The sequence below is a fragment of the Bradyrhizobium sp. genome (assembly GCF_030697065.1).
GTDB lineage: Bacteria > Pseudomonadota > Alphaproteobacteria > Rhizobiales > Xanthobacteraceae > Bradyrhizobium.
Genome location: NZ_JAUYQU010000303.1, coordinates 15,693 through 39,076, shown reverse-complemented (window position 1 = coordinate 39,076; position 23,384 = coordinate 15,693). Strand labels below are relative to the sequence as shown.

The 23,384-nt window shown below is 63.9% G+C and carries 25 protein-coding genes; 11 read left to right on the top strand and 14 right to left on the bottom strand.

The features are described 5' to 3' along the window. Window positions 1-185: 185 nt before the first annotated feature. The 7 genes from Q8R73_RS24295 to Q8R73_RS24265 all read right to left on the bottom strand — a co-directional run bounded on the left by Q8R73_RS24295 (window position 186) and on the right by Q8R73_RS24265 (window position 7,297). Window positions 186-1,508 (bottom strand): TRAP transporter large permease subunit, encoded by a 1,323-nt coding sequence (locus Q8R73_RS24295; protein WP_305722078.1) that lies wholly within the window; start codon window positions 1,506-1,508, stop codon window positions 186-188. After that, window positions 1,505-2,008, bottom strand: coding sequence for a TRAP transporter small permease subunit (locus tag Q8R73_RS24290; RefSeq protein ID WP_305722077.1), 504 nt, complete (start codon window positions 2,006-2,008; stop codon window positions 1,505-1,507). Before Q8R73_RS24290 ends, Q8R73_RS24295 begins: the two co-directional genes overlap by 4 nt. 5 nt (window positions 2,009-2,013) lie before the next feature. Continuing rightward, window positions 2,014-3,099, bottom strand: a complete 1,086-nt coding sequence (locus Q8R73_RS24285) for a TRAP transporter substrate-binding protein (protein WP_305722076.1) — start codon at window positions 3,097-3,099, stop codon at window positions 2,014-2,016. 224 nt (window positions 3,100-3,323) lie between these two features. Beyond that, complete coding sequence (locus Q8R73_RS24280; RefSeq protein WP_305722075.1) at window positions 3,324-4,094, bottom strand: exodeoxyribonuclease III; 771 nt, start codon at window positions 4,092-4,094, stop codon at window positions 3,324-3,326. 11 nt (window positions 4,095-4,105) lie between these two features. After that, the gene (gene alr, locus Q8R73_RS24275; RefSeq protein WP_305722074.1) at window positions 4,106-5,341 is read right to left on the bottom strand and encodes an alanine racemase; all 1,236 of its coding nucleotides are present in this window, start codon (window positions 5,339-5,341) and stop codon (window positions 4,106-4,108) included. Between the two features lie 47 nt (window positions 5,342-5,388). Then, a complete protein-coding gene (locus Q8R73_RS24270) occupies window positions 5,389-6,891 on the bottom strand; it encodes a replicative DNA helicase (protein WP_305722073.1) in 1,503 nt (500 codons plus the stop codon). 283 nt (window positions 6,892-7,174) lie between these two features. Further along, window positions 7,175-7,297, bottom strand: coding sequence for a hypothetical protein (locus Q8R73_RS24265; RefSeq protein ID WP_305722072.1), 123 nt, complete (start codon window positions 7,295-7,297; stop codon window positions 7,175-7,177). A gap of 135 nt (window positions 7,298-7,432) precedes the next feature. Between Q8R73_RS24265 and Q8R73_RS24260 the strand changes: the two genes are divergently transcribed. Next, window positions 7,433-7,633, top strand: coding sequence for a transcriptional regulator (locus Q8R73_RS24260; RefSeq protein ID WP_305722071.1), 201 nt, complete (start codon window positions 7,433-7,435; stop codon window positions 7,631-7,633). A 17-nt stretch (window positions 7,634-7,650) separates the two neighbouring features. Here Q8R73_RS24260 and Q8R73_RS24255 read toward each other — a convergent pair whose 3' ends face one another. Continuing rightward, the gene (locus Q8R73_RS24255; protein WP_305722070.1) at window positions 7,651-8,901 is read right to left on the bottom strand and encodes a cyclopropane-fatty-acyl-phospholipid synthase family protein; all 1,251 of its coding nucleotides are present in this window, start codon (window positions 8,899-8,901) and stop codon (window positions 7,651-7,653) included. A 286-nt stretch (window positions 8,902-9,187) separates the two neighbouring features. Between Q8R73_RS24255 and Q8R73_RS24250 the strand changes: the two genes are divergently transcribed. The 3 genes from Q8R73_RS24250 (at window position 9,188) to Q8R73_RS24240 (ending at window position 11,241) form a co-directional block, all read left to right on the top strand. Next, the gene (locus tag Q8R73_RS24250) at window positions 9,188-10,033 is read left to right on the top strand and encodes a hypothetical protein (RefSeq protein ID WP_305722069.1); all 846 of its coding nucleotides are present in this window, start codon (window positions 9,188-9,190) and stop codon (window positions 10,031-10,033) included. A 135-nt stretch (window positions 10,034-10,168) separates the two neighbouring features. Beyond that, window positions 10,169-10,750 (top strand): TetR/AcrR family transcriptional regulator, encoded by a 582-nt coding sequence (locus Q8R73_RS24245; protein WP_305722084.1) that lies wholly within the window; start codon window positions 10,169-10,171, stop codon window positions 10,748-10,750. Then, on the top strand, window positions 10,747-11,241 hold the full coding sequence (locus tag Q8R73_RS24240; RefSeq protein ID WP_305722068.1) for a PaaI family thioesterase: 495 nt from the start codon (window positions 10,747-10,749) through the stop codon (window positions 11,239-11,241). The genes Q8R73_RS24245 and Q8R73_RS24240 overlap by 4 nt, the downstream gene beginning before the upstream one ends. Before the next feature lie 41 nt (window positions 11,242-11,282). On the opposite strand, the gene rplI is transcribed toward Q8R73_RS24240, so the two are convergent. The 5 genes from rplI to Q8R73_RS24215 all read right to left on the bottom strand — a co-directional run bounded on the left by rplI (window position 11,283) and on the right by Q8R73_RS24215 (window position 15,279). Then, the gene (gene rplI / locus Q8R73_RS24235) at window positions 11,283-11,882 is read right to left on the bottom strand and encodes a 50S ribosomal protein L9 (RefSeq protein ID WP_305722067.1); all 600 of its coding nucleotides are present in this window, start codon (window positions 11,880-11,882) and stop codon (window positions 11,283-11,285) included. A gap of 46 nt (window positions 11,883-11,928) precedes the next feature. Beyond that, complete coding sequence (locus Q8R73_RS24230; protein WP_305722066.1) at window positions 11,929-12,900, bottom strand: DUF2232 domain-containing protein; 972 nt, start codon at window positions 12,898-12,900, stop codon at window positions 11,929-11,931. A 126-nt stretch (window positions 12,901-13,026) separates the two neighbouring features. After that, window positions 13,027-13,266, bottom strand: a complete 240-nt coding sequence (gene rpsR / locus Q8R73_RS24225; RefSeq protein WP_002711478.1) for a 30S ribosomal protein S18 — start codon at window positions 13,264-13,266, stop codon at window positions 13,027-13,029. A gap of 5 nt (window positions 13,267-13,271) precedes the next feature. Beyond that, complete coding sequence (gene rpsF, locus Q8R73_RS24220; RefSeq protein WP_305722065.1) at window positions 13,272-13,751, bottom strand: 30S ribosomal protein S6; 480 nt, start codon at window positions 13,749-13,751, stop codon at window positions 13,272-13,274. A gap of 265 nt (window positions 13,752-14,016) precedes the next feature. Further along, window positions 14,017-15,279, bottom strand: coding sequence for a GGDEF domain-containing protein (locus tag Q8R73_RS24215; RefSeq protein WP_305722064.1), 1,263 nt, complete (start codon window positions 15,277-15,279; stop codon window positions 14,017-14,019). Between the two features lie 250 nt (window positions 15,280-15,529). Here Q8R73_RS24215 and fabD point away from each other — a divergent pair, with 250 nt between their 5' ends. The 7 genes from fabD (at window position 15,530) to gmk (ending at window position 22,302) form a co-directional block, all read left to right on the top strand. Next, window positions 15,530-16,483, top strand: coding sequence for an ACP S-malonyltransferase (gene fabD / locus Q8R73_RS24210; RefSeq protein WP_305722063.1), 954 nt, complete (start codon window positions 15,530-15,532; stop codon window positions 16,481-16,483). A 23-nt stretch (window positions 16,484-16,506) separates the two neighbouring features. Further along, complete coding sequence (fabG, locus tag Q8R73_RS24205) at window positions 16,507-17,244, top strand: 3-oxoacyl-[acyl-carrier-protein] reductase (RefSeq protein ID WP_305722062.1); 738 nt, start codon at window positions 16,507-16,509, stop codon at window positions 17,242-17,244. Window positions 17,245-17,554: 310 nt separating this feature from the next. Next, window positions 17,555-17,794, top strand: a complete 240-nt coding sequence (locus Q8R73_RS24200) for an acyl carrier protein (RefSeq protein WP_006020277.1) — start codon at window positions 17,555-17,557, stop codon at window positions 17,792-17,794. A 96-nt stretch (window positions 17,795-17,890) separates the two neighbouring features. Then, window positions 17,891-19,156 carry a beta-ketoacyl-ACP synthase II gene (gene fabF, locus Q8R73_RS24195; protein ID WP_305722061.1) on the top strand — a complete coding sequence of 422 codons (1,266 nt, stop codon included), beginning with the start codon at window positions 17,891-17,893 and terminating at the stop codon, window positions 19,154-19,156. A gap of 187 nt (window positions 19,157-19,343) precedes the next feature. Continuing rightward, window positions 19,344-20,648 (top strand): endolytic transglycosylase MltG, encoded by a 1,305-nt coding sequence (mltG, locus tag Q8R73_RS24190; RefSeq protein WP_305722060.1) that lies wholly within the window; start codon window positions 19,344-19,346, stop codon window positions 20,646-20,648. Between the two features lie 104 nt (window positions 20,649-20,752). Next, the gene (locus Q8R73_RS24185; protein ID WP_305722059.1) at window positions 20,753-21,640 is read left to right on the top strand and encodes a YicC/YloC family endoribonuclease; all 888 of its coding nucleotides are present in this window, start codon (window positions 20,753-20,755) and stop codon (window positions 21,638-21,640) included. A 2-nt stretch (window positions 21,641-21,642) separates the two neighbouring features. Then, window positions 21,643-22,302: a guanylate kinase gene (gene gmk, locus Q8R73_RS24180; RefSeq protein WP_305722058.1), complete on the top strand. Its 660-nt coding sequence runs from the start codon at window positions 21,643-21,645 to the stop codon at window positions 22,300-22,302. A 7-nt stretch (window positions 22,303-22,309) separates the two neighbouring features. Here the strand turns inward: gmk and Q8R73_RS24175 are convergent, their stop codons facing one another. Then, window positions 22,310-23,272 carry a hypothetical protein gene (locus tag Q8R73_RS24175; RefSeq protein ID WP_305722057.1) on the bottom strand — a complete coding sequence of 321 codons (963 nt, stop codon included), beginning with the start codon at window positions 23,270-23,272 and terminating at the stop codon, window positions 22,310-22,312. Window positions 23,273-23,384: the final 112 nt, after the last annotated feature.

Sequence of the window (23,384 nt, the reverse complement as noted above, 5' to 3'; positions counted from 1 at the left end):
AGCTCGTAGATCGCCATGGCGTTCTCCCTAATGAAAATGCGTTGGCGGACTGTATTGATGCGTGCGCCACCGAGGCATTAGAGCGGAAAAGGCCTGGTGTGACTACCCGGCGGAAAATCTCCCCACAGTCGGTCGAGCCGGGCGCGATTTATCCGGCAATCATCGCCAACGCCCCTCGGCCGGCGTCACCATCCGATTGCCTTCGGCAACCATGTTGCGATGCCGGGGAAGAAGAACAAAAGGACGAGCGCAAAAATCTGCATCGCAACGAATGGAATGATGCCGCGGTAAATGTCGCCGGTGGATATTTCGGGAGGCGCGACGCCACGGAGAAAGAACAGCGACCAGCCGAACGGCGGCGTCAGAAACGACGTTTGCAGATTCACGCAGATCAATGTCGCCAGCCACACCAGGTCGACATTGGCGTTGATGAAGATCGGCAGGAACAGCGGCACAGCAATATAGGAAATCTCGATCCATTCGATGAAGAATCCGAGAACGAAGATCAGCAGCATCAGGAACCAGATGCTGGCATTGATACCGCCGGGCAGCAGTTTGAAGGCATCCTGAACCAGCGCTTCGCCCTGCAGCCCGCGGAACGCCAGCGAGAAAGCCTGCGCGCAGATCAGGATGAACAGCACCATGGCGGAAATCCGCGTGGTTGCCTGGCAGGTCTCGCGCAAGACCTGGACCGAGAGCCGGCGTCCGATCGCCGCCACGGCGATCGAGCCGAGTGCGCCCATGGCTGCGGCTTCCGAGGGGGCCGCAATGCCGGCGATGATCGAGCCGAGCACTGCAAAGACCAGTCCGATCGGCGGCGCCACGACCCGGACGATCTTGCCGGCCAATTGAGCCGTGCTGACGAGCGCGCGTTCCTCCTGCGGCACCGCGGGTACCAGTTGCGGCCGCCAGATGCCGAGACACAGCAGGTACAGCACGTAGAACGCCGACAGCATCAATCCCGGCAGCATCGCCGCCGCAAACAGCGTGCCGACCGACTGGTTGGTGATATCGGCAAGCAGGATGAGAATGAGGCTCGGCGGGATGATCTGCCCGAGCGTTCCCGAAGCGCAGATGACGCCGCAGGCGACCGCCGGGTCGTAGCCGCGCCGCAACATGCCGGGCAGCGTCAGCAGGCCGAGCGTGACCACCGTCGCGCCGACGATGCCGGTGGTGGCACCCATCAGGACGCCGACCAGCACGATTCCGATGCCGAGACCGCCGCGCAGCCGGCCGGCGGCGAGGCCGACCACGTCCATCAGATCCTCGGCGAGCCTGGATTTTTCCAGCATCACGCCCATGAACACGAACAGCGGGATCGCGAGCAGGGTGGAATTCGTCACCACGCCGAAAATGCGATGTGGCAGCAGGTTGAACAGCGGCAAGCCGAAGCCGATATAGCCGAACACGACGCCGGTGGTCGCCAGCGTCAAGCCGACCGGAATGCCCAGCAGCAGCAGGACGAAAAAGGCCACCAGCATCAGGCTGGCGATGACCTCGAGGCTCATCGGACGGCTCCGAGCGCGATGCCCGAACGAAGGCCCTGCGACAGCGCCTGCAGAAACAGCAGGGCGAAGCCGAGCGGGACCATCGCCTTCATCAGATAGAGGGCGCCGATGCCGCCGGGATTGGATGAGCCTTCGCCGATCGACCAGGATTGCCCAACAAAGCCGATCGACAGCCACATCACGAACAGCGAAAACAGCATCGCCATGACGGCCGAGATGATGTCGACCAGATGCCGGTTGCGGTCGGAAAATTGCGAGAACAGCACGTCGACCCGGACATGTTCGCCGTGCCGGAGCGCGTAGGACATGCCGATCAGGGTGAGCTGCACCAGCAGGTGCCACTCGAGTTCCTGCGCCCAGATTTCACCGATCGAGAAACCGTAGCGCAGGAACACGTTGGTGCCCATCACCACGGCGACCGCAAGCGCGAGCCAGGAAATGGTTCGTCCGATCCAGTCGATGAACCAGTCGATTCCGTCGGAAATTTTTGCTGCGAGCACTCCGATCAGATCCCGAGGATCGTGTCGTAATAGGGCTTTTCGCTGTATTTCGCCCACTGCTTGTAGGTGGCCAGATAGGCCATGTAGGAGTCGTGGACTTTCCTGGTGACCGGATCCTTTGCGACCGCTTCATCCAGTATCCTGGTGTTGGCGGCGCGCAGGGCCTCGATCACGGAATCGGGCAATGGCTGCGCCTGTACGCCATGGTTCTTGATCAGGTCGTGCATGGCTTCGGCGTTGACCTTCTGCAGCCAGGCTTCGCCGCGTGTGTTGCAGGCCATGCAGGCGTTCTCGACGATGGCCTGGAGGTCGGGCGGCAGTTTCGCCCAGGCGGCCTTGTTGAGGACGAGTTCGCTGGTGGTCGCCATCTCGTGCCAGCCGGTGGTGTAGTAATATTTGGCGACCTTGTGCAGTCCGAGCTGCCGGTCGAGATAGGGGCCGACGAATTCGGCGGCGTCGATCACGCCGCGTTCGAGCGCGGGGAAGATGTCGCCGGGAGCCAGCAGCATGGCGTTGACGCCAAGTTCCTTGTAGACGCGCCCGGCGAGTCCCGGGATGCGCATCTTCAGGCCCTTGAGGTCTTCCGGCTTCTCGATCGGCTTGCGAAACCATCCGGTCATCTGCACGCCGGCGTTGCCGCAGGCGAACGGCACCAGGTTGAACTTGTCGTAGACTTCGCGCCACAGCTCGATTCCGCCGCCGTCGTAAAGCCAGCCGTTGAAGCCGACATAGTTGAGGCCGAACGGAACGGCGGTGAAATACTGGGCGGCGAAGCTCTTGCCGGTCCAGAAATAGGAGTTGGCGTAATTCATTTCGACAGTGCCTGACGAAACGGCGTCGAAGCCGGCATTGGCGGGGATGAGCTCGCCGGCGCCATAGAACTGAATCTTGATACGCCCGTTCGACATCTCTTCGATGCGCTTGGCGAGATCCTTGGCGCTGCCGGGGCCGGTCGAATAGAAATAGGCGTTGGGTCCGTAGAAGCTGGTCATCCGCCAGTTGAATGTTTCGGCCGCCCTGGCGATGGCTGGCGCTGCAATGGTACCGGCGGCACCCGCCAAGGCCAGTTTGGTGAATTCTCGACGTCGCATGAATGCCTCCGTTCGGTCCTGTCGGGAACGCGAAGAGCAAGCGCCGTGCCATGCCTCGTTATGTGTGTTTCTGCTGTGGCAGCGCCGCCTTGCGGTGACGGCCGCCCAATTTGTCAGCGGATGCCTAAACTGCAATCAGCGGTCGTTTTGTGTTCAATCATTCTGCTTACCTCTCCCGAGGGGAGAGGTGAATTCCGTTGCAGCTCCAGCAATCTCATCGTGCACTAGCGCAGCACGATCCACGCCGGCGCGTGGTCGCTGGCGCCTTCCTCGCCGCGCAGCTTGCGGTCGACGCCGGCCTTGATCAGACGTGGCGCCAGCGCCGGGCTGAGCAGCAGGTGATCGAGCCTGAGGCCCGCATCGCGCGGCCAGCGGTTTCGCTTGTAGTCCCAGAAGGTGAACATCGGTTTTTCCGGATGCAGCTCGCGGATCGCGTCGCACCAGCCCTGTGCCACCAATTGCCCGAACGCGGCGCGGCTCGTCGGCTGGATCAGCGCGTCCTTGTCCCAGGATCTGGTCGGGTAGATATCGAGCGGCGTGGGCGCGACGTTGTAGTCCCCTGCCAGCACGACAGGAATGTCCTGCTTGATGAATTTCGCGGCGTGCCGTCTGAGCCGCCTGAACCAGTCGAGCTTGTAGTCGAATTTCGGCCCCGGCTGCGGATTGCCGTTCGGCAGATAAAGGCTGGTGACGACGATGCCGTTGACGGCGGCCTCGATATAGCGCGACTCGTGGTCGTCGGGATCGCCGGGCAGGGCGGTGCGGATCAGCACCGGCTCGGCCTTGCGCGCCAGGATGGCGACGCCGTTCCAGGTTTTCTGGCCGCGCCACACCGCGCCGTAGCCGGCCTTGCCGATCGCATCGACCGGAAAGTCGGCGTCGGCGGACTTCAGCTCCTGCAGCGCGACGGCGTCGGGCTTTGCCTGGTGCAGCCAGCGCAGCAGGTTCGGCAGGCGGCGGTTGATATTGTTGATGTTGAAGGTGGCGACTTTCATCCCGCCGGATGTCAGGCCGGTATCACGGGAGCCGGTTCAGGCGTGGCAGCCGCCGGCTGTTCGGTCGCCGCACCACCCTTGTAGATGCGCGCATAACGCGGGCCGAGGCTGGTCAGCACTTCGTAGCCGATGGTGCCGAAATGGTGCGCCAGTTCGTCGACGGTGATGCCTTCGCCGATCAGCGTCACCATGTGGCCGCGGCGCGCGGCGCTCTTGTCGAGATCGGTGACGTCGATGGCCATCAGGTCCATCGAGATGCGGCCCGCCACCGGGCAGCGCTTGCCGGCGACGATCACCTCGGCGCCACGGGTGCCGTCATTGCTGCTGCCGGCGCGGAAATAGCCGTCGGCATAGCCGGCGGAAACGATCGCGAGCCGGGTCGGCCGCCGGGCGGTCCAGGTTCCGCCGTAGCCGACACTTTCTCCCTTTTCAATATTGCGGATCTGCACGATGCGGGCCTTGACCTCGACCACCGGCTGCATCGGATTATCCGCTTCGGGTGTCGGATTGATGCCGTAGAGCGCGCAACCCGGCCGCACCAGATCGAACTGGAACGGGGCGCCGAGGAAACAGCCGGACGAATTCGACAACGACGCCGGTACGCCGGAAAACAGGCTGGCGATTTCGCGGAAAGTCGCGAGCTGTTTGGCATTCAGCGGATGATTGAGAGTCTCGGCGCAAGCGAGGTGGCTCATGACCAGCGTGATGCCGTGATCGCCGGCGTTGATCCGGGGAATGATGCCCTGGGCTTCCACGAGCGTCAGGCCGAGCCGGTTCATGCCGGTATCGATGTGAATGGCGGCGCCGCCGGCCCAGCCGGTGCGGCGGCAAAATACATCCCATTCGGCGAGTTCGTTGAGATCGCCGATCACGGGCCTGACGTCGATCCTGGCGTAGGCCTCGCCGCTGTTCTGGAAGAAGCCGTCGAGCACATAGATCGCCGCTGCCGGCACCGCGGCGCGGACCACGCGGGCTTCGTCGAGCGTTGCCACGAAAAACGTCTTGCAGCCGGCGCCGGCGAGCGCGCGCGCGACCTGTTCGGCGCCGCAGCCATAGGCATTGGCCTTGACCACGCCGGCGCATTCCGCCGGCACCGCCGACTTCTCGATCTTGCGCCAGTTGGCAATGATGGCGTCGAGATCGACGGTAAGGATTGCGGTAGCGGTCGCCAGCGCAGCAGCCTGGTTCGCCTCAGCCGAGAGGATCGAGCCGGGCGGGGCAAATTTCGGGTCGGTGACGATGTTCATGCCGCACTTTACGCGCTGGCCTGCCGCGGTTCAACCGGGCAGGCGTCTCAGTATTGTGCCGCCGGCATATGGCTTTCCTGCGCCAGGTCGCTGAACCGGGTGAACTGGCCCTCGAACGCCAGTTCGACCATGCCGGTGGGGCCGTGTCGCTGCTTGCCGATGATGACTTCGGCCTTGCCGTGCACAAGCGACATATCGAGCTGCCATTTCTCGTATTCGGGCGTGCCGACGCGCGGCTCCTTGTTGGCGAGATAATACTCCTCGCGATACACGAACATCACCACGTCGGCGTCCTGTTCGATCGATCCGGATTCACGCAGATCCGACAATTGCGGGCGCTTGTCTTCGCGGCTTTCGACCTGGCGCGACAGCTGCGACAGCGCGATCACCGGCACGTTCAGTTCCTTCGCCAGCGCCTTCAGGCTGGTGGTGATTTCGGTCACCTCCTGCACCCGGTTGTCATTGCCGCGTTTGCCCGAGCCCTGCAGCAGCTGAATGTAGTCGACCACGATCAGGTCGAGGCCCTTCTGCCGCTTCAGCCGCCGGGCACGCGCGGTGAGCTGCGAAATCGACAGGCCGCCGGTCTCGTCGACATAGAGCGGCAGCGACTGCAATTCGATCGAATAGTCGCGGATCTTCTCGAAATCGGTCTCGGTGATGCCGCCGCGGCGGATCGAGCTGGAGGCGATGCTGGTCTGCTCGGCGAGAATACGGGTGGCGAGCTGCTCGGCCGACATTTCGCAGGAGAAGAATCCGACGATGCCGCCATTGACAGATTTCATGGTGCCGTCGGCCTGCACCTCGGCGCGGTGCGCCTTGGCGACGTTGTAGGCGATGTTGGTGGCAAGCGCGGTCTTGCCCATGCCCGGTCGGCCGGCGACGATGATCAGGTCGGATGGCTGCAGGCCGCCCATCTTGTTGTCGAGATCGCGCAAACCCGTGGCAACCCCCGACAATTTTCCGTCGCGCTGGAACGCCTTGGCCGCCATGTCGACGGCCACGGTGAGCGCCTGCGAAAAACGCTGGAAGCCGCCGTCGTAGCGGCCTGATTCCGCCAGCTCGTAAAGTCTGCGCTCGGCGTCCTCGATTTGCGCGCGGGGCGCAAAATCCACCGGCGCGTCGAACGCGACATTGACCATGTCCTCGCCGATCCGGATCAGGTCGCGGCGCAGCGCCAGCTCATAGATCGTCCGCCCGTAATCCTGGGCGTTGATGATGGTGGTGGCTTCGGCGGCGAGGCGGGCGAGGTACTGGCCGACCGTCATGCCGCCGATGTCGGTTTCGGCCGGGACGAAGGTCTTCAGCGTCACCGGGGTGGCGACCTTGCCCATCCGGATCAGGCTGCCGGCGGTCTCGTAGATGGTCTGATGGATCGGTTCGAAGTAGTGCTTGGGTTCCAGAAAGTCCGAAACCCGGTAGAACGCGTCGTTGTTGACCAGGATCGCGCCCAGCAGGCTCTGTTCGGCCTCGATATTGTGCGGTGCGCTGCGATAGGCCGGGGTTCCCGGATCAGGCGCGAGCTTGAGGACGTTCGAATCAGTGAGGGCCATGGCTTTGGAATGTTCTTTGACTTTGTCGGATGCGGGGCGGGGATAGAGCGCCACTCCACGCCGCAGCGAAAGGGCGGTCCTGCCTTATGCCCGATTCACACAATCGAATGTAGGAATCGTGACCCGGGGCAACGCATTCTGCTTGACGGGTTTTGCGCAGCGGCGGGCCCCGGCATGCGGCGTATCGCGATGAAAATCCGGAAAATTTTCGGCCGGCCTGAACCTTGTTCCGCCGCGGGCACACTCATTCCAAGAGCGGCAATGTTCCGTCCGCTATACTGAATCAGATCAGGAGGAGGTAGATCAGCGCGCCGACCGCGGCACCCACGCCGATGGCGATCAGGGCGTAGTCGGTCCCGATGTCGGCCTGCGGATCAAACGATGACGGGTGGGTTTTCTGGGCCATTCCGGACGCTTAAGCCAAGCCGGCCGAACCTTATGTGAACCAGATCACACCCGGTTAATTTTTGTTTAAATTGTAGTCGGTCGGAACGGCTCGCCGGCGGCAGGATTGGTAACCGGGGCAGATTAGGAACAGGCCATGGCCCAGCAACTTCAGCGATGGCGATCGGCAGGCGGCGAGAAATCGTGGCTGTCGATGCTGATCGCCACCATGGAAGACGTTTCCCGGCCGGAACCGCACAGCCAGCCTTGCGACCGGTCGGTCGTCGCTGCCGTGCGCGCACAGCTTTCGCGTCCGGCGGCACTTCATGCCCGTCAGGGATTCGGCCTGCGCCATTAGGAGCGGATCGCGCCGGCCTATTCGCCGGCGATCTGCAGCCGTGGCCGCTGGCCACGCTCGACCCCGCGAAGCCGGGCTTCCGCTTCGCCGATGTAATCCCGGGTCGTCGGCACGACGCCTTGGCGTTTGCTGAGCTGGATCTGGAAGTTCATCATGTTTTGTTTGCGGAACGACATTTCCGAGCACGCCAGGTAAAATTCCCACATCCGCGCGAAGCGCTCATCATAGAGCCGCACCGCTTCCTCCCGCCGCGCCAGGAAGCGTTCGCGCCACGCCTTCAGCGTTTCCGCATAATGCAGCCTCAGGATTTCGATATCGCACACCAGTAGTCCGGCGCGCTCGATCGCGCGTGTCACCTCGGAAAGCGCCGGTATGTAGCCGCCGGGGAAAATGTACTTGGTGATCCAGGGATTGGTGACGTCGGGACCTTCCGAGCGGCCGATCGAATGCAGCACCATCACGCCGTCGTCCGTGAGCAGCTCGGCGCACCGCCTGAAATAGATCTCGTAGAAATCGACGCCGACATGTTCGAACATGCCGACCGACACGATGCGCTCGAAGGGGCCGGCGATGTCGCGATAATCCTCGAGGAAAAACCTGGCCGATGTCGTCAGGTTCTTCTCCGCCGCGCGGGCATTCGAGACCTGCAATTGCTCGCTCGACAGCGTGACGCCGGTGACACTGGCGCCGGTCATTTCCGCCAGATAGAGGCCGAGGCCACCCCAGCCGGAGCCGATGTCGAGCACGCGGTCGTCGGGCCGGATCAACAGCTTGGCGGCGAGATGGCGCTTCTTGGCGAGCTGGGCTTCGTCGAGCGTCGCGTCGGGCGTTTCGAAATAGCCGCAGCTGTATTGCTTGTCGGCATCGAGGAAGAGGGAATAGAGCCGGCCGTCGAGGTCGTAATGGTGCGCGACGTTGTTCAGGGACCGGCGCCGCGGATTGAACTGTTTGGCATGCCTGACCAGGTAACGCAGGAACCATTGCAGCCGGGCCCAGCGCGGCAAGATCTCTGGCTGATCCATCAGGATCGCCAGCGCATCCGCGATCGAGCCGTTCTCGACGACGAAAGTTCCGTCCATGTAGACTTCGCCGAGCGCAAGCTCGGGGTTGAGGAGGACCCGGCGTTCGGCATCGGTGGTCAGGAATCGGGCCATCACCCGCTGCCCGGTCCCGTCGCCGCAGCTGAATTCCGCTCCACTCGCGGTCGTAAAGGTCATCGCGCCGCGGCGAATGAACTGCTGCAGGAAGTAACGCAACAAACGGTCCATCGAAACCACCACACTGAGCGATCCCAACGAGGATGGCGTAGCGGCCATCACAGCCGGCGCAAGCGGGGATCGAACAATCCCGGCGCACCGCTTCCCAATCATAACGGTGTTGGCGCCATGGTGCTAGAGCATTGTACAGAAAGCGGATTTTCGGAGTTTTCGCGTTCACGCCATTGCGTTATATGTGCGCTTCCATTCGCGTCATAATCGGCTAAAAGGTGACCGCCGCCACCGGCCCCTGATTTGGGACGCTGAAAGCCAATTCCGCATCTGGAGAACTTTGAGAATGGTGAGCCGAGCGCTCAGTCTGGCGACGGTGACGCTTCTGATCGGCTGTCTCGCGGCGATCCCGGTGCGGGCGCAAAATCTGGATGCCGGCAAGAGCCCCTCCCAGATTTTCTCGGGCACCTGCACCGCCTGCCACAAGGCGCCTCGCGGGCTCGTGAGGAGCATGTCGCCCGGATCCCTGCCGGGTTTCCTACGCCAGCATTATACCACCTCCAGCGAAATGGCCTCGCAGCTCAGCGCCTTCCTGATCGCCAACGGCGCAACCGATACCCGCGGTGCCAAGCAGCAGGCGAAGGACCCGAGGCGCCCGGGGCCGACGCAGGAGGCCGCCAGGCCCGACGCTGAGCCGCAACAGGCCGCCAGACAGGAGAGCGGCGCTTCCGACCCAGAGGGCCGCAAAGCGGCCGCCAAGCAGAAGCTGAGCAAGCGGGGCAAGGAAGAGCCGTCCAGGGACGAGCCGGCCAAAGACGACGCGCCGAAGGGCGAAGCCGGCAAGGAAACCGCCAAGGAAACCGCCAAGGAAACTTCCAAGGAAACAGGCAAGGAAGCCGGCAAGGACGATGCCGCCCGACCGTCCGGTGAGGCTGCGTCTCAATCGGCTGCGATCGCTCCACCCAAGGAGACCGTCGAAACGCCCGCGCTGCGGCCGGATCCGGTTCCGCCGGTCACGCCAGCGCCGCCATCGATGTCGGCTGCTGTCTCCAGCGGCTCCTCGGAACCGTCATCCGCCCCCGAGCCCCCGCTGATGATGCTGCCAGCTCCGCCTCCGGCCCTGACGGCTTCCGGCCCGCCCTTGCCACCGGTCCCCCCCGCGGGACCGCCTGCACCTCCGATCTCCCGATAGATTTTCGTGACAGGGCGCTCTCGGCCAGCGGCCGGACTTGATCATTCATAGGGTGTTGCTCTAGAGTATTACTCTAGAGTATTGCTCTACTCGTTCGAGGGTGTGATCGTGGTCGCTGGCGCGCGCGAGGATCTGATGGCGGCGGGATTGGCGGTGTTCGACCGTGACGGTTTCGAGGGCGCGACGGTGGCGGCCATTCGCGCCCGCGCTCGGGCCTCCAATGGCAGCTTCTTTCATTTCTTCGGATCGAAGAAAAAGCTGGCGGGCGCGCTGTTTCTGGAAGTGCTGCAGCGTTATCACGCCGCGGTGCTGGCGGCGATCGATACGCCCTGCGGCGCGCGGGAAGGTATCGATCGCCTGATCCGCGCGCATCTGGATTGGGTGGTGAATAACCGGCGCGAGGCGCGCTATCTGTTCGAGATCTCCCGCAGCGAATGGAGCGAGGAGGTCAGGGACGCGCAGCGGGCGCAGAATTCGCGCCTCGGCGAGGGCGTCGAGCGCTGGCGCGCGCCGCTGATCGTCAGCGGCGAATTGCTGCCGATGACGCCGGTGCTGTTCTTCAGCCAGATCATCGGACCGGCGCAGATCTTCTGCCGCGCCTGGCTGTCGGGCCGCGACCGCTCCGACCCGAGGCTTCAGGCCGACATCCTGATCGCCTGCGCGATTCGCGCGCTGGTGGCGCCGCAATCCGTTGCAGACACCGGAGGCACACCTTGACTGAGCAAGCCAGGACGCAGGATCCCGACGTCAAGCCCGATCCGGACTTCGCGCCAATCGCCGAGCGAATCCGCGACAGCGTCGGCCGCCAGGGTTTTATGGGCCATGTCGGCGCCGAACTCTCCGAGTTGGCGCGCGGATCTTGCACGCTCGCGGTCGACCGGCGGCCGGAGCTGTTGCAGCAGCATGGCCTGTTTCATGGCGGCGTCACCGCCTTCCTGGTCGACAACGCGACCACCATCGCGGCGGCGACATCGCGCGGCCAGCCGGCGCTGACGGCGGAATACAAATTGAATCTGCTGTCGCCGGCATCCGGCGAGCGCCTGATCTGCCGCGCCCGCGTGATCAAGCCCGGACGGCAGGTCGCGGTGGTGGCCGCCGATGTGTTTTGCGTCATCGACGGCATCGAGAAACATACGGCGACGGCGCTGGCGTCGATCGCGATGCTGCCGGGAGAAGTGACGGCCAGAATCCAAAGCCCGGCCGCCTGAGGCCGGGCTTGGTGTAGTTTGATGTAAGGAGAGCGACCGAGTTACTTGTCGGAAGCGGCTTCTTCCTGCGGCTCGTCGTCGCGGCGTGCTTCCGGATCGAAGAATTCGCCGGCGGCGGCGAGCGCTTCGGCGGCCGCGTCCTGATCTTCCTGGCGAGTCGAGATGTCTTCGCCGCGGTTGATACGCTCGGCCTCGTCGGCGCTGCGCGCGACCGTCACGCTGACGGCGACTTCGACTTCCGGATGCACGGCGATGGCGATGTTGTGCTTGCCGATCGTCTTGATCGGCGCATCCAGCATTACCTGGCTGCGGCTGATGGTGACGCCGTCCGCCTCGAACGAGGCGATGATGTCGCGGACCGTGACCGATCCGAACAACTGGCCGGTCTCCGAAGCCTGGCGCAGCACCACGACGTTGCGGCCGTCGATCTTTTCGGCGACCTTGGTGGCCTCGCCCTTGGCCTGCAGGTTACGGACTTCGAGTTCGGCCTTCATGCCGTCGAACTTGGCGCGGTTGTCGGCGGTGGCGCGGAGCGCCTTGTTGCGCTTCAAGAGGAAATTGCGGGCATAGCCGTCCCTGACGCGGACGACTTCGCCCATTTGGCCCAGCTTGGCGACGCGCTCCAGCAAAATGACTTCCATGGTGGTTCTCCTTTGATGTGGTGAGGTTTGAGTTGAGGGTAAGAATTCAGGACACGGGGACAGGCGGCGGCCGACGCTGCAGATAGCGCCGGCGAAATCCGAAAATGGCGTCGCCGATACCGAGTGCGGTCATCACCAGGATGAACCAGCCGCCAGACATCAGCACCATGGCGTAGCTGCAGGCCAGCCAGAGCCCGCGGCCCTTCAATCCCGTCGTCAGCGTGTGCAGCACGGCAAAGCCGATCAGTGCGTAAGTCATCAGCAGCGCCGCCGTGATGCTCAGCGCCACCATCCCGAGCAGTCCGCCGGAAAAGCAGAACGCGATCGCGGCCGACAATGCCGCGAGCGTCATCGGCGGCAGCTCGGTGCTCTTCAGGTCGGGCCACGAACGACGCAATCGTCCCGATGTTGCCGTGATCCGCGCAGCCAGCCAGAAGTTGAGCATCAGCATGGTCATGGCGCTGTTGGCCGCGGCGGCCGGCAGGATCATGACCGCGGCATCGATCCGCTGCTGGACGTCGTCACCGGTCGCGACGCGTGGGCCGAGGACCCGCAGCAGGCCCGCCCGCAACGCCTCGGTGATGGTGGCGGCGTCGGTGCCCAGCGTGAACAGGGTCGCGACGGTCGACAGTGTGCCAAACCCGGCAATCCAGAGCAGGATGCGGCCGACCGGGTACCATTCCACGATCGGCGGGGCCGGTGTCGCGCCTTCATTGGGTCCGGCATTGGCCACCGGCCGCCCCAGGAGAGCGAGGTGCCCGAGCCACCAGGCCGGCAGCGCCATCATGACGACAAAGCCGATGAGAAAGGGCAGCCCGAAGATCGCTCCGAGACCGGTGGCCGCTCCGATGCCCCCGATGGTGGCGGCAAGCGGCCCCCAGCCAAGTCCCGCCACCATCAAGGGCAGCGGGGCGAAGTACAGCAGCAACAGCGAGATCAGCGCGCCCGAGATAATCGAGGCGAACATCAGCGCGGAGGCGCAGCCGGCCGCTAGGGCGACGAGAACGATCATGGTCATCAGCTGTCCCGCTCCCTTCGAGCGGTTAGAGGCTCCCACGGAAACCCCAACCATCGGCGACCGGACGACCCGGAAGCCTTATGAAGATCGGTCCGCGGCGCCGAGGCCGCGGACCGAAAGGTTTTTTTACCTGATCACGTAGGGCAGCAGGCCGAGGAACCGCGAGCGCTTGATGGCGCGGGCGAGTTCACGCTGCTTCTTGGCGGACACGGCGGTGATGCGGCTCGGCACGATCTTGCCGCGCTCGGAAACGTAACGCATCAGCAGCTTGGAATCCTTGTAGTCGATCTTCGGCGCGTTCGGACCCGTGAACGGGCAGGTCTTGCGGCGGCGGAAAAACGGACGGCGTGCACCAGCTTCAGCCATGATTCTTACTCCTCAACCGCTGCTTCGGCATCGTCACGCGGACGGCGCGGACCCCGGTCACCACGATAGCCACCGCCGCCGCCGCCATCACGGTCGCCACGGAAGCCGCCTTCGCGGTCGCCGCGGAAACCGCCGCCACGGTCGTCGCGATCGCGGTCGCGATCGGCCTTGCGCATCATCGCCGAGGGGCCTTCCTCATGCTCTTCGACGCGAACGGTGAGATAGCGGATCACGTCTTCGCTGATCCGCTCCTGCCGCTCTACTTCGGCGACCGCCGCCGAGGGGGCGTCGATGTTCATCAGCACGAAGTGCGCCTTGCGATTCTTGTTCATGCGATAGGTGAGGGAGCGTACGCCCCAGCTTTCCATCTTGACGACCTTGCCGCCGAGACCTTCGACGATGCCGGTCATCTGGGTGGTCAGTTCTTCGACCTGCTGGGTGCTCGCATCCTGACGCGCGAGAAAAACATGCTCGTAAAGAGGCATGGGTGTCCTTTCCTAGTGTTGGCGCGGTTCCCGGCGGCAAGCCCTTCGAGACCTTCGGAAAGGACTCGGGATTAAGCTCAGAAGGCGGAAGCACGGGACGACGGACCGACTGGCCCTGCCGCATCAAGATCGCCTGGAAGGTGAAATTGCTGAGACCGTCCGTTCAGCTCCCGGCCGGGATCCACGGATGGCGCGGTTTATACGGATTTTGTACGCGATGGCAAGGGTAAGGGGCGGTTCCCGCCGCCTTCCATCTGGCAAGCGGTCAGCCGGCATCGGCATTGGCGGGGGGCGCCAGTTCCGCCCCCTCCACCCGAAGGAAATGGCTGGAGCGGGGTCCATGGGGCACAAATCGGCCCTTGCCGCGTCGTTTGGCGACATACATGGCCAGGTCAGCGGATCGCATCAGCGCATCGACGCTTTCGCCATCCGCGGGAGCCGAGGCGCTCCCTATGCTGATACCTATCTGCACCGCTTCGCAGTGGCCGACGTCGAACGGCATCTCGACACGGGCGATGATTCGCTCGGCGATAGCGGTGGCATCCGCGACGGAGATCGCCGGCAGCAGGATGACGAATTCATCGCCGCCGGTACGGGCCACGAAATCAAGAACCCGGACACTTTCGCGAAGCCGGTCCGCCAACGCTACCAGGACGGCATCGCCCGCTGCGTGTCCAAGCCGGTCGTTGACATCCTTGAAACCGTCGAGATCGAGGCAGAATACCGTGAAGCCCTTGCTGCTCCTGTCCGATGCCGAGGCCAGATCCGCGAGCAATTCGTCGAAGCGCTTCAGATTCAAGCTCCGGTTAGGCAGTCCGGTAAGCAGATCGTGGTTCGCGAGCCTGCGGTTCTCGTCCTCCGAGCGATAGAGGCTCAGCAACACCTTGTAATTATCGAGCATGACGAAAATCACACCACAGGCATAGAGAGGAAGCTGAACACCGATAATGAACAGGTAAGGCATCGGCGAGGTCAGCGCCGCCAGCGAGAAAGGAAGCGTCAGGATGAAAATCAGAAGAACGGCGTAGCGCGGCGTGCCCGCGTTGCGCGAGGAGACAGCGCCGATCAAAGTGGCAAGGCCCATTCCGGCCATGGTGATCAGCGGCCATTGGCCGGACCCGACACATTGATAACCGCCCGCGGAAATGATGATGAAGGAAATCAGACCTGCGAATATCGGAGCGAGACTGTTTCCGGTCCGGCCCGATGACTCGGCCTTCACGAAGCTATTCATCGCCACAAGCCTGAGGCTGCCGACCACAAGTTCGGCCAGCAACCATGCATAGGCCCATGTCGCGGCGGTCATCACCGCTGCAACGGCCGCCATCAGCGACGATGCCACGATGGAAATAACCAGCGTCCTTGCCTTGGTCAGACTTTGAAGCAGCAGCACGCGCTGAACATCGGCCGGTCGTGCGCCGGGACTGGAAACGATCCAGTTGATGGCGACGTCCATGGCCTGGATTAGCCGAAATCCCGGCTGCACCCGGCGGCCATCAGGTAAGATCGGCTCGAATTCGATAGTCATGGGTCCAACTAGAACCGACCGGCTGAATGCAGGCTTAAGGCAGCTGCTTCCCCTACGGGCATCGTTAACCTGGGGTGCCCCGGGTCAATGGCTTTCGCTCTATTCTCGCGTCCCTCTCGCCCGGCTGAAGTGCCGATTTCCTGTCCGGGAACGGCCGTACGGCCGGTTTCGGTCCAGTTGGCTTGACATCCCGGTCGCGCTCGGTGTCTTTCGGCCCAACTTTAGGGATTTGGACGTTCAGGGAGCGCCGATGACGGCAGCATTCACCTTTCCGGGGCAGGGTTCCCAGGCGGTCGGCATGGGCAAGGCGCTGGCGGAAGCTTTTCCGGCCGCGCGCGCGGTTTTCGACGAGGTCGACGCGGCGCTCGGGGAGAAGCTGACCGCCATCATCTGGGAGGGCCCGGCGGAAACCCTGCAACTTACCGAAAATGCCCAACCCGCCTTGATGGCGGTCTCGCTCGCCACCTTGCGGGTGCTGGAGACCGAGGCCGGCTTCTCGGTGGCACGGGACGCCGCTTTCGTCGCCGGGCATTCGCTCGGCGAATATTCCGCACTGGCGGCGGCCGGCAGCTTCAGCATCAGTGATACCGCGCGCTTGCTGCGTATCAGGGGTCTTGCCATGCAGAAGGCGGTGCCGGTCGGGACTGGTGCAATGGCTGCGCTGCTCGGGCTCGATTATGAGGCGGCAGTGGCGGTTGCAGAGGAGGCAGCGCAAGGACAGGTCTGTCAGGCCGCCAACGACAATGGCGGCGGTCAGGTCGTCATTTCCGGCGACAAGGCCGCGGTCGAGCGCGGGCTCGAAATCGCCAAGACGAACGGCGCCAAGCGCGCCATGCTGCTGCCGGTATCGGCCCCGTTCCATTGCCGGCTGATGCAGCCTGCCGCTGACGCCATGGCCGAGGCGCTGGCCGCGGTCACGATCAGGCCGCCGGCTTCGCCGCTGGTCTCGAACGTGCTGGCCGCGCCGATCTCCGATCCGGACGAGATCCGCCGCCGCCTGATCGAACAGGTAACCGGCACGGTGCGCTGGCGCGAATCGGTGGCGTACATGGCGAGCCATGGCGTGACGCGATTTTTCGAGATCGGCGCCGGCAAGGTGCTGAGCGGGCTGGTGAAGCGGATCGCCGACGGCGCGGTCGGGATTTCAGTGGGGGGCCCCGGCGATATCGCCGGCGCAAAGGACGCATTGGCGGCTTCGCATTAAGCGGTGGCCGGGAGGAGATAGCGATGTTCGACTTGACTGGCAAAACGGCGCTCGTCACCGGCGCGACCGGCGGCATCGGTAATGCGATCGCCCAGGCGTTGCACGCCCAGGGCGCGACGGTCGCGATTTCCGGAACGCGGCGCGAGGTGCTCGACACGCTCGCCGGCAAGTTGGGCGAGCGCGTCCACGTGCTGCCCTGCAACCTCTCCGACAGCGCCGAAGTCGAGGCCCTGGTGCCGGCGGCCGAGGCGGCGATGGGCCAGGTCGATATCCTGGTCGCCAACGCCGGAATAACCAGGGACAATTTGTTCGTGCAACTGCGCGACGAGGATTGGGACGAGGTCATCAAGGTCAATCTGACCTCGACCTTCCGCCTCGCCCGCGCCGCGACCAAGCTGATGATGCGCAAGCGTTTCGGCCGCATCATCGCGATCACCTCCATCGTCGGCGTTACCGGCAATCCGGGGCAGGGCAATTACACGGCGTCGAAGGCGGGGCTGATCGGCATGATCAAGACGGTGGGTGCGGAATACGCCAAGCGGAACGTCACCGCCAACTGCATCGCGCCCGGATTCATCAAGACGCCGATGACCGACGCGCTCAACGACAAGCAGCGCGAAACCATCCTGTCGAAGGTTCCTGCGGCGCGGCTGGGAACGCCCGAAGATATCGCCGCCGCGGCGGTCTATCTCGCCTCCAATGAAGCCGCGTATGTGACCGGACAGACGATTCACGTCAATGGCGGAATGGCCATGTTTTGAGCCGGTTACCGGCCCTTCCGTATGGTGAGGGCGGTTTCCGGCTGTCACCGGGGCCCGTAGTCAAGGCTTTGTAGTCAAGGCTTGGGAAGTATGATAACCGAACCAACAACGGATGGGCAAAGAACGCCATTGCAGGAATTTGAATCCCTGTATATTGGCGGGGCGGAGCCTGCCGTCGTTCGCCGGGCCTGCGTCCGAGATGACCGGGCAAATCAAGACGTTGCGCGATTGCGAAGGAAGTTTAACGACCACGATGGCTCGTAGCGTCTTGGGGACGACGGGTCTAATGGAACAAGCACGAGGTTGAACGATGAGTGAGATTGGCGAGCGAGTTAAGAAGATTGTGGTCGAACACCTTGGTGTTGAACCCGAAAAAGTGGTCGATGCCGCGAGCTTCATTGACGACCTCGGCGCGGACAGTCTCGATACGGTCGAGCTGGTGATGGCGTTCGAAGAGGAATTCGGTTGCGAGATTCCCGACGACGCCGCTGAGACGATTTTGACTGTCGGCGACGCCACAAAATTTCTTGAAAAAAACGCGAAGAGCTGACGCCCCGCGCGGTACTGACGAAGCCGGTCGGACCGTAGTCGCGCGGTCCACCGGGTTCTTGGTGCGGGCCGGAAATACCGGGCTGGAGTGCTGGATATGAGGCGGGTTGTCGTCACGGGCCTCGGCATGGTTACGCCACTCGGCTGTGGCGTCGAGCCGACCTGGAAGCGCATCCTCAACAGCGAGAGCGGGGCCAGGAAAATCGACACGTTCGACGTGTCCGATCTGACCAGCCGGATCGCCTGCGTGATTCCGCGCGGCGACGGTACCGGCGGCACCTTCAATCCCGACCAGTGGATGGAACCGAAGGATCAGCGCAAGGTCGATGATTTCATCATCTTCGCGATGTGCGCGGCGCGTCAGGCACTCGATGACGCCAACTGGCATCCGTCGACCGAAGAGGAACGCTGCGCCACCGGCACCATGATCGGATCCGGGATTGGCGGTCTGTCGGGCATTGCCGACACCGCGCTGCTGCTGAAGGAGCGCGGTCCCCGCAAGGTATCCCCTTTCTTCATACCCGGTCGGCTGATCAATCTGGCCTCAGGCTATGTGTCGATCGAGCACGGCCTCAAGGGTCCCAACCATTCGGTGGTCACCGCCTGTTCGACCGGCGCGCATGCGATCGGCGATGCCAGCCGGCTGATCGTGCTCGGCGACGCCGACGTCATGGTGGCGGGCGGCACGGAATCGCCGATTTGCCGGCTGTCGATGGCGGGATTCTGCGCATCGCGCGCGCTGTCGACCGGCTTCAACGAGACCCCGGAAAAAGCATCGCGTCCCTACGACAAGGACCGCGACGGCTTCGTGATGGGAGAGGGCGCCGGCATCGTGGTGCTCGAGGAATACGAGCATGCGAAAAACCGCGGCGCCAGAATCTACGCCGAGGTGATCGGCTACGGGCTGTCCGGCGACGCCTATCACATCACGTCTCCGTCGCCCGACGGCGATGGTGCATTCCGCAGCATGAGTGCTGCGATGAAGCGTGCCGGAATCAGCGCTTCCGACATCGACTACATCAATGCGCACGGCACCTCGACGCAGGTCGGCGACGAAATCGAACTCGGCGCGGTTGAGCGGTTGTTGGGCAACGCCGCTTCCAGGGTGTCGATGTCGTCGACCAAATCGTCGACTGGACATCTGCTCGGCGCCGCCGGCGCGATCGAGACGATCTTCAGCATCCTGGCGATTCGCGACAATGTCGCCCCCCCGACCATCAATCTCGACAACCCCTCGGTGGAGACCGCGATCGACCTCGTGCCGCAAACGCCGCGCAAGCGGGAGATCAATGTCGCGCTGTCCAATTCGTTCGGCTTCGGGGGCACCAACGCATCCGTGATCGTGCAGCGGGTGACCAATTAGCCATTGATTGGAACGGCTCCACCGTTTCGCCGCATTCGGCGACGACTCAGGAGCGCTATCGGTAAAAATGGTGACGCCGGTTTTGCGTCCGGGCGCGCTCTAAACTATAAGCTATGCGGGCGTAGGCTATTGGCATGGCAGGGATTTGCCGGGCCACGATCAAACCGACAGGATTCAGGTTGCATCGATGAGTGAGAGGCCGCCCATTTCGCCACGTAGCCCGCGCGCCGCGCTGGAGCCCGAGCAGGTTCCGCCGCCGCCGAAGCGGTCCGATCGCGCCCGCAACCCGTTCGTCATTGTCGGCAACGCCATCATCACCATCATCCTGGTGTTCATGATCGGCGCCGGCGGAGTCTACGTCTACGGCAAGAAGATGCTGGAATCCGCCGGTCCGCTCGCGGAAGACAAGATCGTCAATATTCCGGCGCGCTCGAAGACCCGGGAAATCGCAGAAACCCTGCAGCGCGAAGGGGTGATCGAGATCAATCCGTGGCTGTTCATGGGGGCGGCGTTTGCGTTGAGGGCCAGTTCGGAGCTGAAGCCGGGTGAATATTCGTTCCAGAAGAATGCCAGCCTTCGCGACGTCATCGGCACCATTGTCGAAGGCAAGGTGGTTCAGCATTCCGTCACGATTCCCGAGGGCTTGACCTCCGAGCAGATCGTGGCCCGGCTCACCGACAATGAAATTTTCTCGGGGAACGTTCGCGAAATGCCGCGCGAAGGCACCTTGCTGCCGGAAACCTACAAGTTCCCGCGCGGCACCTCGCGCGACCAGGTGATCCAGCGCATGCAGCAGACGCACAAGCGAATGCTGGCCGAGATCTGGGAGCGTCGCAATCCGGATATTCCGGTCAAGTCGCCGGAACAGCTGGTGACGCTGGCCTCGATCATCGAAAAGGAAACCGGAAAGTCGGACGAGCGCAGCCGGGTCGCCGCGGTGTTCGTCAACCGGCTGCGGCTGAAAATGAAGCTGCAGTCGGATCCGACCATCATCTACGGACTGGTCGGCGGCAAGGGAACGCTGGGCCGGCCGATCAGGCGCTCTGAAATCCAGCAGCCGTCGCCCTACAACACCTACGTGATCGACGGCCTTCCGCCCGGACCGATCGCCAATCCGGGACGCGCCTCGCTGGAGGCCGCCGCCAATCCGGCGCGCACGCGTGACCTGTTCTTCGTCGCCGATGGCACCGGCGGACACACCTTTACCGAGACCTACGACCAGCATCAGAAGAACGTCGTCAAGCTGCGCGCGCTGGAAAAGCAGATCCAGAACGACACCGTCGAACCGCCGGCCGAAGAAGCCCAGCCGGCCCCGCCGGCGGCGGCCAGCGCGCCGGCCGATACCAATCCCACCGCCACCACGACCAGGCCCGCCGCGCCGAAGAGACCAGCGCGCGCCGCTCCTCCGGCGGCGCCTTCAACCACCCCGGCGGCTCCGGGCCGGCAAGGCGCGGCGCAATCGACGACGGCGCGTCCGGTGGTTCAGCGCTAGCGCCGATTCGCGCCGGGACCGAATTCCACTTTGGCCGAAAACGCTTTAAGGTCGCGGCGACCGCTGCGAATTCCAGAATCCGCACTCCCGGAGAAATTCAGACGATGGCGTTGTCGAGCATGACCGGCTTTGCCCGTAGCCACGGCGCCAGCGGCCCCTACGCGTTCGAATGGGAATTGAAGTCGGTCAACGCCAAGGGGTTCGACCTGCGCATGCGGCTGCCGCCCGGCTGGGACGAACTCGAGGCGCTGGCCAAGAAGCGCGCCGGCGAAGTGCTGTCGCGCGGCACCGTTTACGCCAATTTGAACGTCAAGCGTGCCAACGCCGTCTCGACCATCCGTATCAATGAGGACGTGCTGGCGTCGATCGTCAAGGTGGCGGGCGTGCTCGCCGGCAAGATCGATGCGGTGGCGCCGAGCATCGACGGGCTGTTGTCGATCAAGGGCGTCATCGAGGTGGTTGAGCCCGAAAGCAACGAACTCGAGGACAAGGCCGCGAAGGCCGCCGCGGCGCTGGCGTTCGAGCAGGCGCTGACCGATCTTGTCGAGATGCGTCGTCGCGAGGGCGTGACGCTCGGGCAGATACTGTCGCAGCGAATGGATGAGATCGAGCGTCTGGCCAAAAAGGCCGAAGCCGCGCCCGGCCGCAAGCCCGAGGCGATCAGGGCCCGGCTCGCCGAGCAGATCGCGGCGTTGCTCGACACCTCCGACCGCTTCGATCCCGACCGTCTCAACCAGGAGGCGATCCTGATCGCCGCCAAGGCCGATATACGCGAGGAGCTCGACCGCATCGCCTCGCACATCTCGCAAGCCCGCGAGATGATCGGCAAGGGCGGACCGGTCGGCCGACGGCTCGACTTCCTGGCGCAGGAATTCAACCGCGAGGTCAATACCTGCTGCTCCAAGTCGAACGATCTCGAATTGACCAATACCGGCCTTGAGATGAAGAACGTGGTCGAGCAATTCCGCGAACAGGTTCAGAACCTGGAGTGATCATGACGGCTGGCGGCCACAGCTTCGACGGCGTTGAGCGGCGCGGGCTGATGTTCGTGCTGTCGTCGCCGTCGGGCGCCGGCAAGACCACGCTGTCGCGCCTGCTGCTCGACCGGATGCAGGGCCTTCAAATGTCGGTTTCGGCAACCACCCGGCCGATGCGTCCCGGCGAAGTCGCAGGGCGCGATTATCTGTTCGTGGACATGGCCGAATTCGAACGGATGGTGAAACAGGGCGAATTGCTCGAATGGGCCACTGTGTTCGACAATCGCTACGGCACGCCGCGTGCGCCGGTCGAAGCGGCGTTGGCTTGCGGACGCGACGTGCTGTTCGACATCGACTGGCAGGGCACCCAGCTATTGCGGGAGAAGGCCGGTGCCGATGTCGTCAGCGTGTTCATCCTGCCGCCATCGGCCGCAGACCTCGAGAAGAGGCTCCATACCCGCGCGCAGGATTCCGATGCCGTCATCCGCGGCCGCATGGACCGGGCCAGCCATGAACTCAGTCATTGGGCCGAATATGACTACATCGTCATCAATCACGACGTCGATGAGGCGTTCGCCGAAGTGCAGTCGATCCTCAAGGCCGAGCGACTCAAGCGTGCCCGGCGGGTCGGTTTGACCGAGTTCGTTCGGGGCCTGCAGCAGCAGCTGGAAAAATAACCGGACGTCAGGTCGCGGCACTCCGCGGCAATCTCGACAGCATGTGCGCGATCCGCTGGTCCGGATCGTCCGCCGCGCGCAGATCGCGGACAAGGCCAGCCTCCGGCAGCAGGCCGGCTTCCCGCTCCGATCCAACGGCGCGCGCCTGGTCCGATAGCGAGGGGCGATCGGCCCTGACTGAATCCCAGTTGACGCGCCGCTCGGCGCGACGGGCATGACGGCCGGTCCGTCGCGGGCCACCGAACCTGAAAATCGCGCTCGCCAGCAGTCCCGCAAGCGCCACTGCGCCGAGGATGACGATCAGCAGCATCTGGACCGAGCCGGCCGGCTTTTCGGTTGACGCTGCGGCAGCAACGGCAAGCGGGAGCGCCGATAGGGGAGCTGGCGTGGCAGCCGCGGAAGCGGGTGGTCCCCCCGTGGAATCTGCCCGCGGCGTGGTTGCGGACTGGTCGATGGAAGATTCCGGACGAGCCGGCGTACTCACCACGCCTGCCAGTTCGGGCCAGCGCGACGCAACGACCGACGATTGGGCGCCGGCATCGACCGTATTGGGGCGCTGATCGATTCCCGGGTTGATCGCGCCGGGGATGGCTGTAACCGTCCGCTGTCCCTTGAAGACGTCGGCGTCCGGCTCGACGCGCGCCTGCGGCAACGGCAATTCGGCGCGCGCATTGTCGATCGCAGGCTGCGTACCCGCGCTGCGCGGTGGCGGCGCAGAATTGGACGCGGGCGGCGTTTCCGGCGCGGCACGCGATACTTTTTGTTTGGCTTCGCCGATGTACCAGCAGGCGCGTTTGGTGGCGCGGTCGACGCGATAATACCAGTGCCCGCCCACGGGCGGCGCCCCCTTCGGCCCGGAGAGACATTTATCGGGCGGAGCCGGCTCGGCATACGATGCGGTGACGAGCGGGGAGTAAGCGAACAGGATGGCGAAAATGGCGGACACGGATTTCGCGGCTGAACTGGACATCTTCATCTCCGGCGATGATACGCAACGCTTCACGCTGCCAATCTCGGCGAAGACTTGGGTGGCAATGAGCCGCAATTCCGGAGCGGGTAGGGCTTAATTTAGGCCCGGACTG